The organism is Ignavibacteriota bacterium, assembly GCA_016716225.1.
GTDB lineage: Bacteria > Bacteroidota > Ignavibacteria > Ignavibacteriales > Melioribacteraceae.
Genome location: JADJWT010000001.1, coordinates 2316098 through 2333167 on the forward strand (window position 1 = coordinate 2316098; position 17070 = coordinate 2333167).

Annotated in this window: 17 protein-coding genes; 14 read left to right on the top strand and 3 right to left on the bottom strand. The window is 28.9% G+C overall.

Annotation, left to right across the window (positions count from 1 at the left end; genetic code table 11):
• Positions 1-27: 27 nt before the first annotated feature.
• The gene (locus IPM32_10260; GenBank protein ID MBK8945635.1) at positions 28-639 is read right to left on the bottom strand and encodes a DedA family protein; all 612 of its coding nucleotides are present in this window, start codon (positions 637-639) and stop codon (positions 28-30) included.
• A 142-nt stretch (positions 640-781) separates the two neighbouring features.
• Between IPM32_10260 and IPM32_10265 the strand changes: the two genes are divergently transcribed.
• The 9 genes from IPM32_10265 (at position 782) to IPM32_10305 (ending at position 13356) form a co-directional block, all read left to right on the top strand.
• The gene (locus tag IPM32_10265; GenBank protein ID MBK8945636.1) at positions 782-1897 is read left to right on the top strand and encodes a DUF5009 domain-containing protein; all 1116 of its coding nucleotides are present in this window, start codon (positions 782-784) and stop codon (positions 1895-1897) included.
• An 88-nt stretch (positions 1898-1985) separates the two neighbouring features.
• Positions 1986-3803, top strand: a complete 1818-nt coding sequence (locus tag IPM32_10270) for a long-chain fatty acid--CoA ligase (GenBank protein MBK8945637.1) — start codon at positions 1986-1988, stop codon at positions 3801-3803.
• A gap of 136 nt (positions 3804-3939) precedes the next feature.
• On the top strand, positions 3940-5973 hold the full coding sequence (gene metG / locus IPM32_10275) for a methionine--tRNA ligase (protein ID MBK8945638.1): 2034 nt from the start codon (positions 3940-3942) through the stop codon (positions 5971-5973).
• Between the two features lie 6 nt (positions 5974-5979).
• Positions 5980-6927: a DNA adenine methylase gene (locus IPM32_10280; protein ID MBK8945639.1), complete on the top strand. Its 948-nt coding sequence runs from the start codon at positions 5980-5982 to the stop codon at positions 6925-6927.
• A gap of 89 nt (positions 6928-7016) precedes the next feature.
• Positions 7017-8996 (top strand): peptidylprolyl isomerase, encoded by a 1980-nt coding sequence (locus IPM32_10285; protein ID MBK8945640.1) that lies wholly within the window; start codon positions 7017-7019, stop codon positions 8994-8996.
• Positions 8968-9783, top strand: coding sequence for a hypothetical protein (locus IPM32_10290; GenBank protein ID MBK8945641.1), 816 nt, complete (start codon positions 8968-8970; stop codon positions 9781-9783). Before IPM32_10285 ends, IPM32_10290 begins: the two co-directional genes overlap by 29 nt.
• 9 nt (positions 9784-9792) lie before the next feature.
• A complete protein-coding gene (locus tag IPM32_10295; GenBank protein MBK8945642.1) occupies positions 9793-11064 on the top strand; it encodes a peptidylprolyl isomerase in 1272 nt (423 codons plus the stop codon).
• A gap of 2 nt (positions 11065-11066) precedes the next feature.
• A complete protein-coding gene (locus tag IPM32_10300) occupies positions 11067-12065 on the top strand; it encodes a MoxR family ATPase (GenBank protein MBK8945643.1) in 999 nt (332 codons plus the stop codon).
• 10 nt (positions 12066-12075) lie between these two features.
• Complete coding sequence (locus IPM32_10305; GenBank protein ID MBK8945644.1) at positions 12076-13356, top strand: peptidoglycan DD-metalloendopeptidase family protein; 1281 nt, start codon at positions 12076-12078, stop codon at positions 13354-13356.
• On the opposite strand, the gene IPM32_10310 is transcribed toward IPM32_10305, so the two are convergent.
• Both IPM32_10310 and IPM32_10315 read right to left on the bottom strand, forming a co-directional pair.
• Positions 13322-14044: a ribonuclease Z gene (locus tag IPM32_10310; GenBank protein ID MBK8945645.1), complete on the bottom strand. Its 723-nt coding sequence runs from the start codon at positions 14042-14044 to the stop codon at positions 13322-13324. The genes IPM32_10305 and IPM32_10310 overlap by 35 nt on opposite strands.
• Before the next feature lie 16 nt (positions 14045-14060).
• A complete protein-coding gene (locus tag IPM32_10315) occupies positions 14061-14510 on the bottom strand; it encodes a transcriptional repressor (protein ID MBK8945646.1) in 450 nt (149 codons plus the stop codon).
• A 141-nt stretch (positions 14511-14651) separates the two neighbouring features.
• On the opposite strand from IPM32_10315, the gene IPM32_10320 reads away from it, so the two are divergent.
• From IPM32_10320 to IPM32_10340, 5 genes are read left to right on the top strand one after another with little or no spacing between them, the layout of a single operon-like run.
• Positions 14652-14855, top strand: coding sequence for a dodecin domain-containing protein (locus IPM32_10320; protein ID MBK8945647.1), 204 nt, complete (start codon positions 14652-14654; stop codon positions 14853-14855).
• A 58-nt stretch (positions 14856-14913) separates the two neighbouring features.
• Positions 14914-15381 (top strand): thioredoxin-dependent thiol peroxidase, encoded by a 468-nt coding sequence (gene bcp, locus IPM32_10325; protein ID MBK8945648.1) that lies wholly within the window; start codon positions 14914-14916, stop codon positions 15379-15381.
• Positions 15378-15785: a 6-carboxytetrahydropterin synthase gene (locus IPM32_10330; protein ID MBK8945649.1), complete on the top strand. Its 408-nt coding sequence runs from the start codon at positions 15378-15380 to the stop codon at positions 15783-15785. Before bcp ends, IPM32_10330 begins: the two co-directional genes overlap by 4 nt.
• A gap of 5 nt (positions 15786-15790) precedes the next feature.
• Positions 15791-16357: a GTP cyclohydrolase I FolE gene (gene folE / locus IPM32_10335; protein ID MBK8945650.1), complete on the top strand. Its 567-nt coding sequence runs from the start codon at positions 15791-15793 to the stop codon at positions 16355-16357.
• Between the two features lie 2 nt (positions 16358-16359).
• Entirely contained in the window at positions 16360-17067 is a 708-nt protein-coding gene (locus tag IPM32_10340; protein ID MBK8945651.1) for an SDR family NAD(P)-dependent oxidoreductase, read from the top strand.
• Positions 17068-17070 lie beyond the last annotated feature (3 nt).

Genomic DNA, 17070 nt, shown 5'->3' on the forward strand with positions numbered 1-17070 from the left:
GCTAAGGAGAATTTCTCTTTAGCTCTATTAAAATAAATATTTAATTCCTACAAAACCACCGATTAGCAAAACTGTAAATCCGATAGCTAACCAGTTAAAATATTTATCAATAAATCCTTTTATTTGCGGACCAAATTTCCAAATCAAAAAAGCTACTAGGAAAAATCTTCCTGCTCGGCTAATTATTGATGCAATTACGAAAAGAAAAATATTAACGTTTAAAGCACCCCCGGTAACTGTAAAAACTTTATAAGGAATTGGTGTAAATCCGGCAGTAAAAACTATCCAGAAATTCCATTCATCATATAGTGATTTAACTTTGTAGAAAATTTCATGGTTAAACCCTGGAATTTTTTCAAAGAAGAAATTTGCAAGCGCTGAAAATTCATTTCCATTCCACCAAGCAAAATGTCCAATTCCATAACCTAATAAAGCTCCTAAAACAGAACCAACTGTACAAATCATTGCAAATCTAAATGATTTTGTTTTTGCACCCAATGCAAGTGCAATTAATAATGCGTCTGGTGGAATTGGGAAAAAAGATGATTCTGCAAATGCCAAAATAAATAATGCTATTGACCCATGTGGAGTTTCTGCCCAATGTAAAACCCAATCGTATAATTTTCTGATAATTTTCATTAATACCAACTTAAATAAATGTGTAAAAATTAAAGCATAAAGAAATAGATAAAAAGTTATATAAGCAAATTATCGTGCGCAAGATCATAATATTTATTTGTATTTTTTGAATAAATAAAAACAAAAATGACCGAATAAAATTATGAATAAGCAAGAAAGATTAGTATCGCTTGATGTTTTTAGAGGAATTACAATTGCTGGAATGATTTTGGTAAACAATCCAGGTACATGGGAATTTATTTATCCTCCTTTAAGACACGCTGTTTGGCATGGTTGTACACCAACAGATTTAGTTTTTCCGTTTTTCTTATTTATTGTGGGCGTTGCAATTACATTTTCTTTATCAAAAAGAAAGGAAAGCGGAGATAATCAAACAAAACTTATTCTTAATATTTTAAGACGAAGTGCTATACTTTTTTTATTGGGAATGATATTAAGTGGATTTCCGAATTTTGATTTTACGAAAATTAGAATTCCTGGTGTATTACAAAGAATTGCAGCGGTTTATTTAGTAACTTCAATTATTTTTCTTAAGACAAAAATAAATACTCAAATATTTTTCACGGTTTTTTTCTTAGTTATTTATTGGATCCTAATGACATTCATTCCCGTTCCGGGTTTTGGTCCAGCAAATTATGAAATAGGTACAAATTTAGCTGCTTGGTTTGATTCTCAAATTCTATCCGGACACATGTGGTCCGTTACAAAAACTTGGGATCCAGAAGGAATTTTAAGTACAATCCCAGCAATATCCACAAGTTTAATTGGTGTTTTAACCGGTTATTGGCTGCAAAACAATTCAGATAAACCGAAAATCACAAACGGTTTATTTCTTTCATCAAGTATTTTAATGTTTTTGGGGTATGTTTGGAACGGATGGTTCCCAATGAATAAAAGTATCTGGACAAGCTCTTATGTTCTTTTCACCGGCGGATTAGCACTAAATTTTTTAGCAATTTGTTTTTATGTTATTGATGTAAAAAAAATTACTTGGTGGATAAAACCATTTCAAGTTTATGGAATGAATGCAATAACAGTTTTTTTTCTTTCCGGAATTATTGGAAGAATTTTATATTTAATAAAAATTACAGAAAATACCGGAGAAAAAATTTCGATAAGTGAATATTTATTCAATAATTATTTTCTTTCTTGGTTAGAACCTATAAATGCTTCGCTTCTTTGGGCAATAGTTTATGTTTTAATTTGGCTTGGTTTAATGTGGATACTTTATGCAAAGAAAATATTTATTAAGGTTTAAAAGAAATTTGCAATTTTAATTCAAAAATCTCTATTTGCATTTTACTACTTTCTAAGCTATTTTTATTGAAATTTTCTTTGGAGAAACGATGCCGCCCATTAAGAATTTCAAAACAATTCCAGAAATGTTTGATGAAGTAACAAAAACATACGGAGTTAATAAAACTTACATTAAACACAAAATTGATGGAAAATATGTAGATGTAAATTATCAAGAAGTGAGAGATATTACAGAAAACCTTGCACTTGGTTTAGCTTCGTTTGGAATTAAACGTAGTGATAAAGTTGCAATTATTTCTGAAAATAGACCCGAATGGTATTACTCTGATTTTGCGATTCTTGGTTTGGGTGCAATTGATGTTCCCATATATCCTAATTCCACTTCGGATACAATTGAATATATTATTAATAATTCTGAATCAGTTGGTGTTATCGTTTCTACAAAATTTCAATTAAATAAAGTTTTAAAGGTTAAGTCAAAATGTAAAAACTTAAATTTTATAGTTGTAATAAGTAACGAAGATACTGAAGGCGAAAACGGAGTTTACACATTTAATCAAACACTCGAAAAAGGTAGAATTTTTAAGAGAGAAAATCCTTCCCATTTTGCAAATTGTATTGAATTGACTAATGAAAATGATTTATGCACAATAATTTATACTTCCGGAACAACTGGTGAACCTAAAGGCGTGATGCTTACAAATAAAAATATTTTATCAAATGTAAAAAGTGCTTGTGAAGTAATTCATGTTTCTGATGAAGATACATTTTTATCATTTTTGCCACTAAGTCATATATTCGAAAGAATGGCTGGTTTCTATCTTGCATGTTCGTGTGGATCAACAGTTGCATTTGCAGAAGGAATTGAAAAAGTTGCGCAAAATATGGGAGAGATAAAACCCACTGTTATGACTGCAGTTCCAAGGTTGTTTGAAAGAATTTACAGTAAAATAAAAAAGAATTTAGAAAAACAACCACAGAAAAAACAAAAAATATTTGAATGGGGAGTTGCAATAGGACAAGAATTTAGAGAACTTAAACGAAATGGAAAATCAGTTCCTTTTACTCTAAATATAAAACATAAACTAGCTGAAAAATTAGTTTTTGCTAAATTGAAACATGTAACCGGAGGAAATTTACGGTTTTTTATTTCTGGCGGTGCAGCGTTGGCAAGAGAACTAGGAGTTTTTTTTGAAGCAGTTGGAATTTTGGTTTTGGAAGGTTATGGATTAACAGAATCATCTCCCGTAATAACTGTGAACAGAGAAAATGATTATAAATTTGGAAGTGTTGGAAAACCAATTCCCGGTGTAGAAGTTAAAATTGCAAAAGACGGAGAAATTTTAGCTTATGGACCAAATATTATGCAAGGATATTTTAAGAAGAAAAGAGAAACCCAAGAAATGATAATAGACGGCTGGCTTCATACCGGAGATATTGGAGTTTTTGATGCAGAAGGATTTTTGATTATAACAGATCGAAAGAAAAGTTTGTTTAAAACTTCTGGTGGAAAATATGTTGCACCAACTCCAATTGAAAATCTTTTCTTAGGAAGCAAATATATTGATCAATTTATAATTATTGGTGATAAACGAATGTTCATAAGTGCATTAGTTGTTCCGGATTTTGAAGCATTAAGAGAATATGCAGATGCACACAGAATTCCATATAAAACAAATGAGGATTTGATAAAATTGAAACAAATTGAAGAAATGATGGAAAAAGATTTTATGCAATTCCAAAAACAACTTGCGAGTTATGAGAAAATTAGAAAGTTCACATTATTAAGTACTCCATTTACAATTGAAAGTGGTGAAATGACTCCGTCTCTAAAATTGAAAAGAAAAGTTATTGAAGAACGATACAAAGATTTAATTGAAGATATGTATAAAGGAATTCAAAACTAATCAAAATTTTATGGGGGAAATTTTAAAAATTTTCCTCCTATAAATATCGCATGCAAATTTATAAGAAATTTTAACCCGCTTCAAAAACCAAATTTTATGTATATTTAGCATTCATTTTTCAAATCTTGAGGCAATTTTGAGTAAAGAAAAAATTTTAGTTTCTTCTGCGTTACCTTATGCAAATGGCCCAATTCATTTAGGACATTTAAGCGGTGCTTATTTGCCGGCAGATATTTATGTTCGATATAAAAGACTAAAGGGCGATGATATTATTTACATTTGCGGATCTGATGAACATGGAGTTCCAATCACCATTTCTGCCGATAAAGAAAAAGTTAAACCTCAAGTAATAATTGATAGATATCATGAATTGAACAAATCTGCATTCGAAAAATTTGGAATGAGTTTCGATATATATTCACGTACAAGTTTGCCAATTCATCATGAAACCGGAAAAGAATTTTTCAAAGATTTCCATGATAATAATTTGTTGATCGAAAAAAAATCAATGCAGTTTTATGATAATAAAGCAAAAATGTTTTTACCGGATAGATATGTTGAAGGAACTTGTCCACGCTGCGGATTTTTAGAAGCAAGATCAGATGAATGTGAAAGTTGCGGATCACTTTATGAACCACACGAATTATTAAATCCAAAAAGTAAAATCAGCGGAGATACTCCTGAACTTAAAGAAACTTCACATTGGTATTTTCCGCTTGGAAATTATCAAGATTTTTTGGAAAAATATATTGAAGAAATGAATCAGAAATATGTCTGGAAAGAAAATGTTCTTCAATATTGTAAAAGCTGGTTTAAAGACGGATTAAAAGATAGAGCCGTAACAAGAGATTTAGATTGGGGAATAAAAGTTCCACTTAAAAATTCAGAAGGAAAAGTAATATACGTTTGGTTCGAAGCAGTTTTAGGTTATATATCCGCAACAAAAAAATTGGGCGAAGAAAAAAATTATCCAAATCTTTGGAAAGAATTTTGGCAAGGAAAGGAAACAAAATATGTTGCGTTTATCGGAAAAGATAATGTTGTTTTTCATACAATAATTTTTCCTGCAATGTTAAAAGCATGGAATGATAATAATGAATCAAAATATATTTTACCTCAAAATGTTCCAGCAAATGAATTTCTAAATTTTGAAGGAAAGAAATTTTCCAAATCTCGCGGTTGGGGAATTGATGTTGATGAATTTTTAAATTTGTTTCCGGCTGATCCTTTGCGATATACTTTGGCAAGTAATTTACCGGAAAATAAAGACACCGATTTTTATTGGAAAGAATTTCAAGCAAAAAACAATAATGAACTTGCTGATATTTTAGGAAATTTTATTAACAGAACTTTCATCTTTGTTAGTAAACATTTTGAAAATTCAGTTCCGGAAAGAAAAGTATTATCCGAGCTTGATAAAAATATGTTGGATTTTATAGAATCTTATCCGAATAAAATTTCCGAACTTCTTGAAAATTATAAAGCAAAAGATGCAGTTCTTGAAATGATGAACTTAGCAAGAAATGCGAATAAATATTTTAATGATTCAGAACCGTGGAAAAAAGTAAAAACTAATAGAGATGAATGCGGAACAACAATAAATATTTGCCTTCAAGCAATTTATACTTTAGCAGAAATTTTCTTTCCAGTAATTCCATTTTCATCCGAAAAAATATTTACAATGTTGAATGCAAAACCAACAGATTGGATGAATTGCGGTAAAAATAATTTACAATTTGGGCACAAATTAAATTCATCGGAAATATTATTTAACAAAATTGAAGATGAAGAAATTCAGAAACAAATTGATAAATTGCCCAATACTGTTGAGGTTAAAAAGGATTTAGAAATTAGTTATGATGATTTTCTTAAAACAAAATTAAAAATTGCAAAGATTGTCACTGCAGAAAATGTAAACAAAAGTAACAAATTATTAAAACTACAAGTTGAAGTTGGTGAAGTGAAAAAACAAATAATTGCTGGAATTGCACAAAGTTATTCACCCAATGATTTGATAAATAAAAAAGTTGTAATTGTAAATAATCTTAAACCAACAAAACTTTTTGGTGAAGTTTCTGAAGGAATGATTTTAGCTGTTGAAGATAACGACGGAAAATTAAATGTAATTGAAGTAAGTGAAAATGTTAAAACTGGAACAGAAGTAAAATAAATTTTAATGGATAAAAAAAAGTTTTCTGATAAAAATAGAACTTTGAGAATTTCAGATGAACAAGAAAAAGTATTATCTGAAAAATTACTAAAAATAAATTCAAAAATTTCTGCTGATCTTTTAGAAAATAAAATTATCAATCAAGATTTTTTTGATGTTGCAGAATTTTTGCCGGAAAAATTTATCGATTTACTTTTTATTGATCCACCTTACAATTTGAGCAAAACATTTAATTCAAATAAATTCAATAAACTCTCAATTGATGATTACACAAATTGGCTAGATAATTTAATTCAAAAATTAATTCATGCTTTAAAGCCGTCAAGTTCAATTTATGTATGCGGGGATTGGCTTTCATCAACATCAATACATTTAGTTCTTAATAAATATTTCAAAGTGAAAAATAGAATTACCTGGGAACGCGAAAAAGGAAGAGGTGCAAAGCAAAATTGGAAAAATTCATCTGAAGATATTTGGTTCTGTACTTTTTCAAATGAATATAATTTTAATGTTGAAAATGTAAAACTGAAAAGAAAAGTAATTGCTCCATATAAAGAAAATGGAAAACCGAAAGATTGGGAAAATCATGAAAATGGTAATTTTAGATTGACGCATCCAGCAAATATTTGGACAGATATTACAATTCCGTTTTGGTCAATGCCGGAGAATACAGAACACCCAACACAGAAGCCAGAGAAATTACTTGCGAAAATTATTTTGGCAAGTAGTAAAAAAGATGATTTAATTTTTGATCCGTTTCTTGGTTCCGGAACAACTGTTGTTGTTGCAAAAAAATTATCTAGAAAATTTTGCGGAATTGAAATAGATAAAAAATTTGCGTCTTTGGCTTTAAAGAGACTAGAATTGGCAGAACAAAATTTAGAAATTCAAGGTTATAAAAACGGCGTTTTTTGGGAACGTAACACCCTTGGTTTACAAAATAAGAAAAACTAAATGCAACACGGAACTTTTGTTACCTTGCATTTATATTTTACTATAACTAAAATTTAAGATTAAATAAAAACTTTTTCGGAGGATTTTTAATGTTTAAAAAACTGATTCTTATTTCACTTAGCACAATTTTGGTATTTCTTGTTTCATGCTCGCCAAAACATTCTGAAATTGTTGTTGCAGAATATGGCGATTACGAAATTAAAATGGATGAATTTGAAAAAGCTTATGCAAAAAATGTTGGTGGAATTGAAGCTGCTAAGCAAGACTCAATTGATGAATACAATAAATTCCTTGAATTATTTGTAAACTTTAACATGAAACTGCGTGATGCAAAAGTTCGTGGATTAGAAAATGATCCGGCTATTTTAGAGGAATTAGATACTTATAAAAAAAATATTGGCGTTTCATATTATTTGGAAAAAGAATTAGTTGATAAAGGAATTAAAGAATTATATGATAGAAGAAGAGATGAAATTAGAGTTAGTCATATTTTGATTAGAAAAGATAAAATTACAGATGAAGAAGCTAAAGCAAAAGCTTATGAAATTATTGGCAGATTGAGAAAAGGTGCAAAATTTGAAGATGAAGTTAATGCAAATTCTGATGATCAATTTTCAAAAAAAAATAGCGGAGATATTTATTATATAACTGCCGGTTCTGTTCTTCCGGCATTAGAAGAAATTGCATATTCAACACAAGTTGATTCGGTAAATCCAGAGCCGCTTGCAACACAATATGGATATCATGTAATAAAAGTTACAGATAGAAAAAAAAGAACCCCGCAAGTTAGAGCAAGTCATATATTAATTGCAAAATCAAAAACCAATAATGATTCGTTAAATACAATTGCTTTGGAAAAAGCAAAAGGAATTTTGGAAAGAATTAAAAAAGGCGAAGATTTCGGTACATTGGCCAAAGAATTTTCTGAAGATCCCGGCTCAAAAGAAAATGGCGGTGATTTAGGATTTTTTGAAAGACGACAAATGGTTCAACCTTTTGACGAAACTGCATTTAACCAAGAAGTAAATCAAGTATCTGATATTGTTGAAACTCAATATGGTTATCATATTATTAAAACACTTGGAAAAACTGAATACCCAAGTTTTGAAGATGAAAAGCAAAATGTTAGAAATATTTATGAAAAGTCAAAAAGAAAAGATGATTATCAAAAATTGCTAAATCAATTTTCTAAAGAAATTGAAATTGTTACAAACGATGCAAATTTAAAAGAAATTATTTCAAACAGCGATTCAACTATTGTGAATGAGGATTATTGGAATTCAAATTTACATCAGAATTTTGGCGATAAAGTTGTAACAATAATTGATAATCAATCCTTTGAATTCGATAAAATTGTGGATTATGTTTTGCAAAATCCTAAAAATGCAAATGCTATTTTAGATGGAAAGTCAATCCCTAATTTCTTAAACGGTTTTAAGGAAGATAAAATTTTTGAAATTCAAGTTGCAAAAAGATTAGCAAACGACGAAAACTTTAACAGTCTGATGCAAGATTATAAACATGGAATTATTATCTTCAAATTACAAGAAGATGAAGTTTGGAATAAAATGAAAATGGATTCAACAGCAATAAAAAATCTTTATGAACAGAATAAAGATAATTATACTTTGCCGGATAGAGTCCAATTCAAGGAATTATTATCTAAATCAGATTCGCTTATGGAAGTATACAAAAAGGAGCTGCAAAATGGAGCAAATTTTGATTCTCTTTTGATTAAAAATAAAACCAAAGGAAGATCAGAAAATTTACCGTATCAAAATGAATTAAAAGAAGTTTCACAAAATAAATATGCACAAGCCGCATTTGCTTTATCAAATCCGGGAGATTTAACAGATATTATTGGAGATGAAAAAGGTAAAAGTATTTTGCAGCTTGTTAAAAAAGATCCGGCAAGACATAAAACTTTTGATGAAGCAAGACCTGAAGTAACAAGCGCATATCAAGATATTGAAAGCGCACAACTTGAAAATGACTATATATCACGATTAAAAACAACATATAAACCGGTTTTATATTACGATGAATTACAAAAAGCTTTTAAAAATTAGTTTTACGTTTTTTATTTTTTTATTCATTACTTGTGATGAAAAAATTGATAGAAATGAAAAAATTGTTGCTCAAGTTGGAACAAGTAAATTAACAGAAGATGAGTTAATTAATATTTTAGCAAGTAAAAGTAATTCGAACAAATACAAAGAAGAATTTATAAAAGAATGGATTGAAACAGAAATTTTGTATCAGTTAGCTTTTGAAGAAAAACTTGTAACAAAAGAAAATTATTACAGAATTCTAAAAGAATCCGAAAAAGAACTTGCTTCAGCAATTGTAATAAACAATATATTGGAAACGCACCCAATAAAATTTACGGATGATGATTTATTGGAATATTACAATTCCAAAAAAGAAGATTTTATTTTTGGAACTGATGCATTTATTCTTAATCTAATTTCGTTTAGGAATGAAGAAAGCGCAATAAATTTCAGAAATAGTGTAATCGAAAGTAATTGGCAAATCGCTTCTGAAGAAATAAGAAACAAAAAAGATTTGATTGAGGATTACAAGAATAAAACTTATCGTTCTTCACAAATTCATTCAAGTAAACTTTTAAGAATTTTAATGGAATTATTTCAAGATGAAATTAGTCTTGTTGTTGAAACGGAACCAAATAAATTTGTAATTGTTCAAATGATTGATAAAATTGATCAAAGCACTATCCCGCAGTTTGAATATGTAAAAGATAGAGTTAGAGAAAGTTATATTCTGAATAGCCAAAAAGAATTAATTTCTCACTTCCTTGATAGTTTAAAAATTGATAAAAAAGTAAAAATTTTTTAAGGAATTCGGATGAAAAAAATTACTATTGTTATTGCTTTATTTGTTACCATAAATCTAAATGCTCAAGATGTTGTTGATAAAATTGCTGCGGTAATTGGAGATGAAATTATTCTTAATTCCGAATTAGAATTTCAGCTGGCAATGTATGCAGCGCAAAGAAAAATGGATCCGCAAAATCCGGAATTAAAAAAGATACTTCTAAACAAAATGATTGAAGATAAACTTCTTTATGCTCAAGCACTTTTAGATTCTATTGAAGTTACAGATGAAGATGTAAACAGACAATTGGAACAAGTTATTGCTTATTATACATCTCAGTATGGTTCGCAAGAAAGATTAGAAGAAGCTTATGGAATGAGTGTTGAAAAAATTAAACGCGAAATGAAAGATGATACAAAAAAGAATCTGATGGCAGAAATGTTAAAAGGTCAAAAATTTGCACAAGTTGATGTTACGCGCAGAGAAGTTCAAGAATTTTTTGAAACATATCAAGATTCTTTAGGATTAATTGCAGAAAAATTTGAAATTGCTCATATTTTTATCAATCCAAAATCATCAGATAAATTAAAAAAGAAAGCAAGAGATTTTGCACAAGCTTTAAGAGATTCAATTAGTAAGGGTGCAAATTTTGAAGAACTTGCAAAGAAAAATTCGGATGATCCCGGAAGTGCAAAAGCCGGCGGTGATTTAGGATTTGTGAAACGAGGCGTATTTTATCCCGAGTTTGAATCAGCTGCATTTGCATTAAAGGAAGGAGAACTTTCAAATATTGTTGAGTCTCCGGTTGGATTTCATATAATTGAACTAATTGAAAAACGTGGTGAATCGATAAGAGCACGACATATTCTAATCAAACCTAAAAGTGATGATGCTGCTGATATAAAAGCAATTGAAGAACTTACTGATTTACGAGATAGTATTTTAAGTAATAAAAATACTTTTGATTACTATGCAGCGAAATTTAGTAACGATAAAGAAACTGCAAAATTTGGCGGAGTTCTTGGAACTTTTGAAGCTGGCCAACTTGAAAAACCTTTGCTAGATCAAGTATATAAACTTCATGAAGGCGAAATTAGTTTTCCAAAAAGATTAGAAATCAGCGGAAATGAGTATGGATTTCACATAATAAAATTAATTAAGAGAATTCCTGAACACAAACCAAATTTAGAAACAGATTATAATGAAATTAAAAAAATTACGGAATTTAGAAAAAGGGAAAAATTAAATAAAGAATGGATTGACGAAATTAAAGAAAAAGTTTTCTTGGAAGTTAGGATTTAATATTGAATACAAAAATAATTTCAGATGATGTTGAATTAGTACAAGAGCTTCAAACTTCGGTTAAAGAAATTAAATCAGAAGTAGCAAAAGTAATTATTGGTCAAAACGAAATAATTGACAATCTATTAACTTCACTTTTTTCAAAAGGACATTGTTTACTTGTCGGTGTTCCCGGCTTAGCAAAAACTCTTCTCATCAAAACAATTTCACAAGTTTTGGATTTGCAATTCAGCAGAATACAATTTACTCCGGATTTAATGCCAAGCGATATTACAGGAACGGAAATTCTTGAAGAAGATCAATCAACAAAAAAAAGAGAATTCAAATTTATTAAGGGACCAATTTTTGCAAATATAATTTTAGCTGATGAAATTAATAGAACACCACCCAAAACTCAATCTGCATTATTGGAAGCAATGCAAGAAAATAATGTAACTGCTGCCGGTCGCAAATATATTTTACCAAATCCGTTTTTTGTTCTGGCAACACAAAATCCAATTGAACAAGAAGGAACTTATCCTTTGCCGGAAGCTCAATTAGACAGATTTATGTTTAATTTGTGGCTTGATTATCCGAGTTTTGAAGAAGAAGTAAATATCATAAAACAAACAACTAGCGGAAATGAAATAATTCTAAATAAAAAAATTGATAATGAAGAAATTTTAACATTTCAAAATTTAGTAAGAAGGGTTCCAGTTGCTGATAATGTAATTCAATACGCAGTTAATATTGTAAAAAGTTCAAGACCGAATGAAAACAATAAAGAATTAAAAAACTTAATTAGCTGGGGAGCAGGACCAAGAGCTTCGCAGTATTTAATTTTAGCGGCAAAAACTTATTCAATTTTTGATGGAAGATTTACTCCGGATATTGATGATGTAAAAAGAGCACTTCTTCCGGTTTTACGACATAGAATAATTCCAAGTTTTAATGCAGAAGCCGAAGGAATTTCTTCTGTTGAAATTATTGAAAAATTGCTAAATCATAAAACTCTAATTTAGAATTCTACTTATGAAATTTTTTAAGAAAGTAAAAATATTCAATACGGCATTATACTTTCTTAATATAATACTTTCTTTTAGCTGTACCGATATTGAAGAAAATAACCCGCCACAAAATTTTATTGAAACGAATATAGAGTTTGACAAATTTGGCTTTCCAATTGATTCATTTTACGTTGTAAAAGGTGAAGTTAAAAGAAATCAAATTTTAGCAGATATTTTACATCCAAACAATGTTTCACTGGAAAGAATCAATGAAATTTATGCTAGAGCAAAATCATATTTTGATTTTAAGAAAATTAGGCCAGGGAATAAATATAGATTTTATTTAAACCAAGATTCAGTTACATCACTTAATTCATTTGTTTATGAAATTAATCCAATCGAATTTTTGATTATTAATTTGCAAGATTCTATTTCAATGAATTATGTTAAGCGCGAAACTGAAATTGTTGAGAAAACAATTTCCGGTGTAGTAAATTATTCACTTTATCAAACTTTTTCCGATTTGAATTTATCACCAATGTTGGCGATAAAACTTGCAGAAATTTTTGCATGGCAGATTGATTTTTACACAATTCAAAAAGATGATAGTTTTTTTATCGTATACGAAGAAGAAAAACTCGGAGATGAAGTTATAGATATTAGAGAAATTAAAGCCGCAAAATTTATTCATAACGGAAAAGAATTTAACGCTTTTCTCTATAATAATGATGGTAAAGATGAATACTTTGATGAGAAAGGAAAAAGTTTAGTAAGAGCATTTCTAAAAGCTCCGCTAAAATTTAATAGAATTAGTTCAAACTTTTCTCGTAACCGACTTCATCCAATATTAAGAGTTTATAAACCTCATTTGGGAATTGATTATGCAGCAGCGGTCGGAACTCCGGTTCAAGCAATTGGTGATGGTGTAATTTTAGAAGCTCGTTATAATGGTGCAGCCGGAAATTACGTTAAAATTAATCACAATAATTCTTATGCTTCCGGTTATATGCATTTATCAAAATATGGGAAAGGAATAAAAAAAGGTGCACGAGTAAAACAAGGTCAAGTTATAGGTTATGTTGGTAGTACCGGAAGATCAACTGGTCCGCATTTGGATTTTAGATTTTGGAAAAATGGCGTTCTTGTAAATTATCTTACACAAAAATTTATTTCTTCAACATCAATCTTGGAAGAAAATTTTGCATATTTTGAAATACTTAAAGATAGTTTAAATGCTAAAATTGAAAGAATAAAAGAAATAAATACAAATTCTATTCTGGCACATGAACCAAAAAAAAATCTTTAGCAGTTTTGCCAATTTTTATTGCTTGATCTAGAGTTAAATGCAAATCATTTTCTTCATTATTTTCAGCGCCGGCTTCAATAATTGCAAGATCAGAATCTTTTGCCATTTTTATTAAACTTTCGCAATACGCAGTATCTCCGCCATAACAAATTGATTTTTCATTATTATTGAATTTAAACCCAAGTGACGGAACTTCAACTGAAACTCCTTTAATTTCTGTAGGTTCACGGTGATTAACTTTAAATGGTTTTATAACAATATCTTTTTTCTTAAAACTTTTACTGTTATCAATAGGTTTTAAAGAAATTTTATACTTTAATTCATGCGAATAAACTTCATGAAAAGCTTTATAAATACTTTCAATTTCCAAACAACCTTTTGGATAATAAATATTTAGTGGTGTATTTTTTTTCATAACAGAAAGATAAGTTAGAAGCGACCAAACTCCGCCAACATGATCATGATGTCCGTGCGAGATAAAAATATCTGAAATTTCCAAAATTTGTTTTGATGAATAATCTTTATTTAAATCTCTTAAAATTCCGTCTCCGGGATCAACAATAAAAGTTGCATTTTCTGTTGTTATTATAATACCCGTAGCAATATTTGGAATTGAACAATAAATTTTGATAAAAAAATTATTCTTTTTCCAAGTTAGTGGATATTTAGGTTTATATGATTTTGCCATTTGCATCTTTCTATAATTACTTCAAATATTTACAGCTTTTTTCATTTTTACATTTGCCAAAAATATTGAAACTGTAGCCAACACTTTCAAATCCTAAATCATCACATACATTTTTAATTATTTCTTGAATATTCGGTGAAGTGAATTCCGTAATATTTCCGCAATTAATGCAAATTAAATGATCGTGATTTTTCCTATTGTAACTTGATTCATAACGCGTTATTCCATCTCCAAAATTTCTTTTTGCAAGTAAATTACATTTTGCCAAAAGTTCCAAAGTATTATAAACTGTTGCGCGGGAAACATTTGATTTTTTATTTTTCATTTGAATGAATAAATCATCAGCACCAAAATGTCCTTTGTAACCCAATGAATAATCTAAAACTTCAAATCGTTCCGGAGTTATTCTATGTTTTTCTTGCTTAAGAAACTTTTTGAATTTTTCGTGTGCGGTTTCGTTTTTCAATTTTTTACCAAAATCTTTTTTTATAAAAATAATTAAATTATTTCAATGTTGTAATATTTTGAAAAATAAAAATTGACTTTAATAATTACAGTAAATTGACTAACTTTTCATAATATTAAAACCAATAAAGAAAGGGAAAAAATGTCAAAATCATTTGAAATAATTAATAGAGTTGGAATTTCAAACGAAAGCATTTCAGACGCAGTTAAAAATGCTGTAACAGAAGCTAAAAATGATGGCGGTGTTTCTTGGTTTGAAGTTGTTGAACAACGCGGAAGAGTTACAAGTGAAGACAAAATTGAATTTCAAGTTACTGTAAAAATTGGAAGAAAAATTAGTAGTTAATTTTCATTCATATTTTAAATTGATTTAATAAAAATTGAATTAAGAAAGGAAATTGTAAATGGTTGAAATTGGTAAAAAAGCTCCGTCAATTTCGCTAGAGGATTCTTTTGGAAATAAAAGAACTTTAAAAGAATTTTTAGGTAAAAATGTAATTTTATATTTCTATCCCAAAGATAATACACCTGGATGCACGACTGAAGCTTGTGATTTCAGAGATTCATTTTCGGAATACAAAAATTTAGATGCCGTGGTAATTGGAGTTAGCCCGGATTCTGTTAAAAGTCATAAAAAATTTGCAGATGAGTTTAATTTACCGTTTATTTTGTTAAGTGACGAAGAAAAAGAAGTTATAGAAAAATATGATGTGTGGAAAGAAAAAAGTATGTACGGAAAAAAATATATGGGAGTTGAACGAACAACATTTTTAATTGATGGAAAAGGAATTGTAAGAAAAATTTATGAAAAAGTTAAAGTTCCAGGTCATGTTGAACAAGTAAATAATGATTTAAGAGAAATTAATAAATGATTTACGTTTCAAGAAGAGAAGTATTTAGCACATCACACAGACTTCATAATGCAAATTTAAGCGATGAAGAAAATTTTGAATTATTCGGAAAATGTAATAATCCAAATGGACACGGACACAATTATGTTTTAGAAGTTATAGTTGCCGGTGAAATTGATGAAAAATCCGGTTATGTAATTGACTTAAAAAAATTGAAAAAAATTATAATTGAAAACATCATCAGAAAAGTTGATCACAAACATTTAAATTTTGATGTTGATTTTATGAAAGGTATAAATCCCACAACGGAAAATTTTGCAAAAAAAATTTGGGATGAACTTGTTGATAAAATTCCGAATGGAAAATTGTACTCAATAAAATTACATGAGACAGAAAATAATTATGTAGAATATAAAGGAAAGTGAAAATTTTGAATCAAAATAAAGTTGAAAAAAATATATATTCCTTATTAGAGGAAATTGGTGAAAATCCCGAAAGAGAAGGTTTAAAAAGAACTCCGGAAAGAGTTGCAAAAGCTTACCAGTATTTAACTTCCGGTTATACTAAGGATATTGAAAAAGTTTTAAACGGTGCAATTTTTTCGGAAAAATATGATGAAATGGTAATTGTTAAAGATATAGATTTTTTCAGTATGTGCGAACATCATCTTTTGCCTTTTTACGGAAAAGTTCACGTTGCTTACATTCCAAATGGAAAAATTGTTGGACTTAGTAAAATTCCAAGAATAGTTGAAGTTTTTGCTCGAAGATTGCAAGTTCAAGAGAGAATGACGCAAGAAATTGCAAATACAATTAATCATTATCTGAAACCGATTGGTGTTGCTGTTGTTGCCGAAGCATACCATATGTGTATGATGATGCGTGGAGTTGAAAAACAAAATTCATATACAGTTACAAGTGCAATGGTTGGCGGTTTTAAAAATGATGCAAGAACAAGAGAGGAATTTTTAGATTTGATTTCCCATAAAAGGATTTAATTGTGGGAAAACAAAACGCAGTTTGGATTACCGGCGCAAGTTCTGGAATTGGTAAAGAATTAGCAAAAAAATTTTCCGAATCAAATTTTAATGTTATTGCTTCTGCAAGAAGAATTGAACAAATTGAAAAAATAAATGGCGAAAAAAAATCTTCTGCAAAAATAATTCCACTTCAAAATGATATTTCAGACTTTACAGATTTATCTGAAAAAATTATTAATCTGAAAAATGAGTTTAACATCAATTGCTTAATAAATAATGCCGGAATAACATCATTCAAACCGTTTGTTGAAAATTCCATTGAAGAAATTGAAAACATTATAAATGTAAATTTGCTTGGTGCAATTTATTCTACGAAATTAGTTTTACCGGAAATGATTGAGAATAAATCCGGAACAATAATAAATATTTTATCAGTTGCCGCAAAAACAGTTTTTACAAAAAGCAGTGTTTATGCAGCTTCAAAAGCTGGTTTGGATTATTTTTCCAAAGTTTTGCGAGAAGAAGTTAGAAATCATAACATTAAAATTATTAATATTTTCCCAGGAGCTACTTCAACAGAAATTTGGCCTTCTAATGTTTTAATAAAATATTCCGATAAAATGATGAATCCCGAAAATCTTGCCGAATTAATTTTCAATTTAGTAAATACCGATAAAAATTTAGTTGCTGAAGAAATTGTTGTTAGACCAATAACTGGAGATTTATAATTT

Coding starts and splice junctions, on each gene's coding strand:
- IPM32_10260 (MBK8945635.1), bottom strand. CDS start 639: ATGAAAATTATCAGAAAATTATACGATTGGGTTTTACATTGGGCAGAA.
- IPM32_10265 (MBK8945636.1), top strand. CDS start 782: ATGAATAAGCAAGAAAGATTAGTATCGCTTGATGTTTTTAGAGGAATT.
- IPM32_10270 (MBK8945637.1), top strand. CDS start 1,986: ATGCCGCCCATTAAGAATTTCAAAACAATTCCAGAAATGTTTGATGAA.
- IPM32_10280 (MBK8945639.1), top strand. CDS start 5,980: ATGGATAAAAAAAAGTTTTCTGATAAAAATAGAACTTTGAGAATTTCA.
- IPM32_10285 (MBK8945640.1), top strand. CDS start 7,017: ATGTTTAAAAAACTGATTCTTATTTCACTTAGCACAATTTTGGTATTT.
- IPM32_10290 (MBK8945641.1), top strand. CDS start 8,968: ATGAATTACAAAAAGCTTTTAAAAATTAGTTTTACGTTTTTTATTTTT.
- IPM32_10295 (MBK8945642.1), top strand. CDS start 9,793: ATGAAAAAAATTACTATTGTTATTGCTTTATTTGTTACCATAAATCTA.
- IPM32_10305 (MBK8945644.1), top strand. CDS start 12,076: ATGAAATTTTTTAAGAAAGTAAAAATATTCAATACGGCATTATACTTT.
- IPM32_10310 (MBK8945645.1), bottom strand. CDS start 14,044: ATGGCAAAATCATATAAACCTAAATATCCACTAACTTGGAAAAAGAAT.
- IPM32_10320 (MBK8945647.1), top strand. CDS start 14,652: ATGTCAAAATCATTTGAAATAATTAATAGAGTTGGAATTTCAAACGAA.
- bcp (MBK8945648.1), top strand. CDS start 14,914: ATGGTTGAAATTGGTAAAAAAGCTCCGTCAATTTCGCTAGAGGATTCT.
- IPM32_10330 (MBK8945649.1), top strand. CDS start 15,378: ATGATTTACGTTTCAAGAAGAGAAGTATTTAGCACATCACACAGACTT.